This window comes from Sphaerisporangium sp. NPDC049002 (assembly GCF_040649355.1).
Classification (GTDB): Bacteria; Actinomycetota; Actinomycetes; order Streptosporangiales; family Streptosporangiaceae; genus Sphaerisporangium.
This window is the reverse complement of the sequence record NZ_JBEZFH010000324.1, coordinates 1-5,857: the sequence shown is the minus strand read 5'-3', so window position 1 is coordinate 5,857 and position 5,857 is coordinate 1. Positions and strand designations below refer to the sequence as shown.

General features: G+C 70.7%; 4 protein-coding genes. 3 read left to right on the top strand and 1 reads right to left on the bottom strand.

Features of this window, described 5'->3' with window-relative positions; genetic code table 11:
* The coding region (ileS, locus tag AB0B89_RS34420; protein ID WP_358561323.1) for an isoleucine--tRNA ligase at positions 1 to 3,200 on the bottom strand (3,200 nt) is incomplete at its 3' end.
* A 681-nt stretch (positions 3,201 to 3,881) separates the two neighbouring features.
* Here ileS and AB0B89_RS34415 point away from each other — a divergent pair.
* From AB0B89_RS34415 to AB0B89_RS34405, 3 genes are all read left to right on the top strand, one after another.
* Positions 3,882 to 4,283: a TraR/DksA C4-type zinc finger protein gene (locus tag AB0B89_RS34415; protein WP_358561328.1), complete on the top strand. Its 402-nt coding sequence runs from the start codon at positions 3,882 to 3,884 to the stop codon at positions 4,281 to 4,283.
* The gene (lspA, locus tag AB0B89_RS34410; RefSeq protein ID WP_358561320.1) at positions 4,256 to 4,879 is read left to right on the top strand and encodes a signal peptidase II; all 624 of its coding nucleotides are present in this window, start codon (positions 4,256 to 4,258) and stop codon (positions 4,877 to 4,879) included. The genes AB0B89_RS34415 and lspA overlap by 28 nt, the downstream gene beginning before the upstream one ends.
* On the top strand, positions 4,872 to 5,857 hold a 986-nt coding region (locus AB0B89_RS34405; protein ID WP_358561325.1), incomplete at its 3' end, for an RluA family pseudouridine synthase. The genes lspA and AB0B89_RS34405, both read left to right, overlap by 8 nt.

Sequence of the window (5,857 nt, the reverse complement as noted above, 5' to 3'; positions counted from 1 at the left end):
TGCTGTTCATCCCGAAGTTCCTGGTGCTCAACCAGCTCGGCCTGTACGACAGCTACTCCGCGCTGATCCTCCCGGTGATCGTGGACGCGGCCGGGTCCGGGCAGGTCGGTGGCGGGTGCCCCCTCGGTCATCGTGGTCGCCAGGACCTCGTCGGCGACCCTCTGGCCGTCCGCCCGCAGGGCCTCGGCGAGGTCGCCCGAGGCCGACCACCACAGGGAGATGCGGTCGGTGATCGAAAGGCCGCTCGACTTGCGGGCGTCCTGCACCAGGCGGATGACCTCGCGGATGAGGCCGGCACGCGAGAGCTCGGGCGTGACCGTCAGGTCGAGGGCGACGGTCTCGCCGGTGCCCGTGCCGACTGCGCCCGTCTCGACGGCCCAGCCCGCCCGCGGCTGCTCGGTGACGATCAGCTCGTCCGGCCCGAGGGCGACCTCGGACCCGTCGACGACCACCGTGGCCGCCTCGCCCGCGCGGACCTTCGCGGCCAGCGCCGCCGGGTCGGCGGCCGTGATGGCGGCCGCGACCTCCTTGGTGCCGCTGCCGAAGCGCTTGCCGAGCGTGCGGAAGTTCGGCTTGACGGTGAAGGAGACCAGGTCGGCGGAGAACGACGACAGGTCCTCCAGCGCCTGCACGTTCAGCTCCTCGGCGATCAGCTCGCGCAGCGAGCCGGGCAGGGACGCCCAGCGTGAGGCGCCGACGAGCGCGCGCCCGAGAGGCTGGCGGGTCTTGACGCCGCTGGACGCGCGCGCCGACCTGCCGAGCTCCACCAGGCGGCGTACCAGGGCCATCTGCTCCGACAGGCCGGAGTCGAGCAGGTCCTGGTTCACCTCCGGCCACGTGGTCAGGTGGACCGAGGAGGGCGCCTCGGGGGCGCGCAGCACGTCCCACAGGTAGTCGGTGAGGAACGGCACCAGGGGCGCCATCAGCCGCGTCACGGTCTCCAGGGACTCGTACAGCGTGGCGAACGCCGAGACGTCGCCCGACCAGAACCGGCGCCGGGACCTGCGGACGTACCAGTTGGACAGGTCGTCGAGGAACTCGGTCAGCCGCCGCCCGGCCCGCGTGGTGTCGAACGTCTCCAGCGCGTCGGTTACGTCGGAGACGGTCCGGTTGAGCTCCGCCAGGGCCCAGCGGTCGATCAGCGGGCGGTCGGCGTACGCGGGGGCCTCCGCCAGCCGCCCAGGCGACCACGACTCGGCGTTGGCGTACAGCGTGAAGAAGGAGGTCGTGTTCCAGTAGGTCAGCAGGACCTTCCTGACGATCTCCTCCAGGGTGCCGTGGCCCACCCGGCGCGGCGCCCACGGGGAGCCGGAGGTCGCCATGAACCAGCGCAGCGCGTCGGCGCCGTGCTCGTTCATCAGCGGGATCGGCTGGAGCACGTTGCCGAGGTGCTTGCTCATCTTGCGGCCGTCCTCGGCGAGGATCAGGCCGAGGCACAGCACGTTCTCGTACGCCGACCGGTCGAACACCAGCGTGCCGACGGTCATCATCGAGTAGAACCAGCCGCGGGTCTGGTCGAGCGCCTCGCAGATGAACTGGCCGGGGTAGGACTTCTCGAAGACGTCGTTGTTCACGTGCGGGGCGCCCCACTGGGCGAACGGCATGGCGCCGGAGTCGTACCAGGCGTCGATGACGTCGGGGACGCGGCGGGCCTCGGCCCCGCAGGTCGGGCAGGCGAAGGTGACGTCGTCGACGAACGGCCGGTGCGGGTCGAGGGCCGACAGGTCGAGCCCGGCGTGCTCGCCCAGCTCCTTCAGCGACCCGACGCAGGTCACGTGGGACTCGTCGGCCGAGCACACCCACAGCGGCAGCGGAGTGCCCCAGTAACGCGACCGGGACAGGGCCCAGTCGACGTTGTTGCGGAGCCACTCGCCGTAGCGGCCCTCCTTGATCGTGGCCGGGAACCAGTTGGTGCGCTCGTTCTCGGCGAGCAGCCGGTCCTTGATCCGGGTGGTGCGGATGTACCAGGAGGGGAGCGCGTAGTAGAGCAGCGGCGTGTGGCACCGCCAGCAGTGCGGGTAGCTGTGCTCGAAGTGGCTGCCGCGGAACAGCAGGCCGCGGGCCCGCAGGTCCTCGGTGAGCCCCTCGTCGGCGTCCTTGAAGAACCGGCCGCCGACCTGCGGCACGCTGGCCAGGAAGCGCCCGTCGGGGCCGATCGGGTTGACCACCGGCAGGCCGTACCGCTTGCAGGTCGTCATGTCGTCGGCGCCGAACGCCGGAGCCTGGTGGACCAGGCCGGTGCCGTCCTCGACGGTGACGTAGTCGGCCAGCACCACGTAGTGGGCGCCGGGGATGTCGACCAGCTCGAACGGCCGCGCGTACGGCGTGTGCTCCAGCTCGGAGCCCTGGACGCGCTCGGTGACCGTCCAGTCCTCGCCGAGCGCGCTCGAAACCAGCGGCTCGGCCACGACGACCGGCCGCTCGCCGTCCTTGGCCGCGACGACGTACGTCACGTCGGGGTGGACGGCCACGGCGGTGTTGGACACGAGCGTCCACGGCGTGGTGGTCCAGATGAGCAGGTCGGCGCCCTCGAAGCGGCCGGAGGTCACCGGCATCCGCACGTAGACCGACGGGCTGGAGACGTTCTCGTACCCGCCGGGCTGGCCGAGCTCGTGGTCGGACAGGCCGGTGCCGCAGCGCGGGCAGTACGGGGTGATGCGGAAGTCGCGGAACAGCAGGTCCTTGTCCCAGATGACCTTCAGCGACCACCAGACGGCCTCGACGTAGGAGGGGTCCATCGTGCGGTAGGCCTGGGACATGTCGACCCAGTAGCCCATCCGCTCGGTCATCTCCTCGAAGGCGTCCACGTGGCGCCGCACCGACTCGCGGCAGCGCTCGTTGAACTCGGCGATGCCGTACGCCTCGATCTCGGGCTTGCCGGACAGGCCCAGCTCGCGCTCGACGGCGACCTCGACGGGCAGGCCGTGGCAGTCCCACCCGGCCTTGCGGGGGACGTTGAACCCGCGCATCGACTTGTAGCGGGGGAAGACGTCCTTGAAGACACGCGCCTCGATGTGGTGCACGCCGGGCATGCCGTTGGCGGTGGGAGGCCCTTCGAAGAAGATCCAGGACGGGCCGTCCGCGTTCTGTTCGAGCGAGCGTTCGAATACCTTGCCGTCGCGCCAGCGGTCGAGCACCTCCGCCTCGAAGGCGGGCAGGTCGACCTGCGCGGGGAGCGGGCGGAAGTAGGGTGCGGACATCGTAGGGGCATACCTCCACGCGAGCGTTTCTCCATGGCGTGGAGGGACGAGGCCGACGGCCCCGCGGTACCACCCTCCTTGACCCCCTCCGGAGAACTTTCCCGAAAAGAGGCCCACTCTTGTCATCGCTGCCGGTTCTACCGGGCCGCGCGCAGCCGTCGAGCTGATCGCTGCCGTTCCTCCGGCGGCTCCGGGGTGATCTTCCCTCCGGCTCTCGCCCCGGGCTCGCACCGTCCCCGGGTCGCTCGTGCGAGTAGGGCACGGAGGTACTCGTCCCCATCAACGCCTTGCAATCTAAAACGATATCCCACCCCGGGCCGAGCGCCGACCCGTTTATGCGGTGACGCCGGGGTACGGCCGGCCGCCGCTTACCGGGGCGTCGCGAACGGGGTGAACGCGGACGCCCGCGCGGCGGGCGGAAAGGCAGGCGGCGGAGGAGGCGCGCGTGGCCGTGGCCTCCTCGGACGTGCGGCTCGCGGAGGTACGCCTGGTAAGTGGAGCGACAAGCACGGATAAGATCCTGGAGATCATCGGTAATGAGCAGGAATTGACCGAAAGGGCTGCGCTGTTACTGATGACGTAAACGGTCGGCGCGTCGTTTGTTCTTCCGATATGGCCGACCTATGCTTCCCGCACTGCTCATGGCTCATGGCGATCGGCGAGGAGGCCTTCATGGCCGGTATGACGCGTGCGGCGAAGACCGTCACCGAAACGGACGGCGCCGCCGGCTGGACCAACGGGGAGATCTCCGAGGTCCGCAAACGCCTCCAGGGTGAGATCGAGGAGCTCAACGCCGAGGTCGCCCGCTCCGAGTCGCAGATCGCCTCGGGGGACATCAGCGACAGCGCGGGAGACGACCAGGCCGATGCCGGGGCCAAGACCTATGAGCGGGAACGCGAGATCGCCCTTACCCTGAATGCGCGAGATCTGGTCGCGCAGAACGAGCGGGCGCTCGCCCGCATCGACGCAGGAACATACGGAGTGTGCGAATCGTGCCACAAGCCGATCGGCAAGGAACGCCTCCAGGCGTTCCCGAGGGCGACGCTATGCGTGTCGTGCAAGCAGCGGGAGGAGCGTCGCTGAACGCATCGCCGGAGACCACCGACGGGACGGAGCCGCTCCGCGGCAAGCGCATCGGCTCCCTCGCGGTGGTGGCGGTGCTCATCTACGTGCTCGACCTCGTCACCAAGACCCTTGTGGTGAGGCTCCTGGAGGGCGGGGAGCCGGTCCGCGTGGCCGGCGACCTGCTCCGGTTGCGGGTGATCCGCAACTCGGGCGCCGCCTTCAGCATCGGCACCGGCATGACGATCATCTTCACGGTGATCGCGGCCGGTGTGGTCATCGCCATCCTGCGCACGGCGCGCCAGCTCCGCAGCGTCCCCTGGGCGATCACGCTCGGGCTGCTGCTCGGCGGCGCCATCGGCAACCTCACCGACCGCGTCTTCCGCTCTCCCGCCCCGTTCCAGGGACACGTCGTCGACTGGATCGAGGCCTTCCCCGTCACGCACTTCCCGGTGTTCAACATCGCCGACTCGGCGATCGTCTGCGGCGGCGTCCTCGCGGTCTTCCTCGCCTGGCGGGGCTACCAGATCGACGGGTCCCGCGTGGGGGACGAGCACACCACGACGCAGAGCGGCAAGGACGAGCAGGGGGAGCGTGGAGATGAGCGTCATGGGTGAACAGCGCAGCCTCCCGGTTCCCGACGGGCTGGAGGGGGAGCGCCTGGACGCCGCGCTGGCGCGGCTGTTCGGCTTCTCCCGCACCCTCGCCGCCGAGCTGATCTCCGCGGGTGACGTCCAGGTCGACGGCGCGGCCGCGGCCAAGTCCGACCGGGTGCGCGCGGGCGCGTGGCTCGACGTCGTGATCCCCCCGCCGCCCACCATGCCCGCGCCGGTGGCGGAGCCCGTCCCGGGCATGCGCGTCCTGTACGAGGACGACGACATCATCGTGATCGACAAGCCGATCGGCGTGGCGGCGCATCCCACCGTGGGCTGGACGGGCCCGACCGTCCTCGGCGGCCTGCTGGGCGCCGGGCACCGGGTGGCGACCAGCGGCGCGGCCGAGCGCCAGGGCATCGTCCACCGCCTCGACGCCAACACCACCGGGGTGATGGCGGTCGCCAAGAGCGAGATGGCCTACTCCCGGCTCAAGCGGGCCTTCAAGGAGCGCACGGTCGAGAAGCACTACCACGCGATGGTCCAGGGGCATCCCGATCCGCTGCGCGGCACCGTGGACGCCCCCATCGACCGGCACCCGGCCGGCGACGGCAGGTTCGCGGTCGTGGCGGGGGGCAAGCCGTCGATCACGCACTACGACACCATCGAGGCGTTCCGGGCGGCGTCGCTGCTCGACATCAAGCTGGAGACGGGCCGCACCCACCAGATCCGGGTCCACATGTCGGCCCTGCGGCACCCCTGCGTCGGAGACCTGGCCTACGGCGCCGACCCCACGCTCGCGGCCCGGCTGGGCGTGACCCGCCAGTGGCTGCACGCGGTCTCGCTGGCGTTCGACCACCCGGCGAGCGGCGAGTGGGTGACGTTCACCAGCGACTACCCCGAGGAGCTCGCCAGGGCCCTCGACCGCGTCCGCCTCGATCTCCCGGGAGTCGACGAGGATCCCCGGCGGCACCCTGAGGTAGCCGAGGTCCCTGGCCACGC

Bases quoted from the DNA above. Each gene is read 5' to 3' on its own strand.
- AB0B89_RS34415 (WP_358561328.1), top strand. From the start codon at position 3,882: ATGACGCGTGCGGCGAAGACCGTCACCGAAACGGACGGCGCCGCCGGC.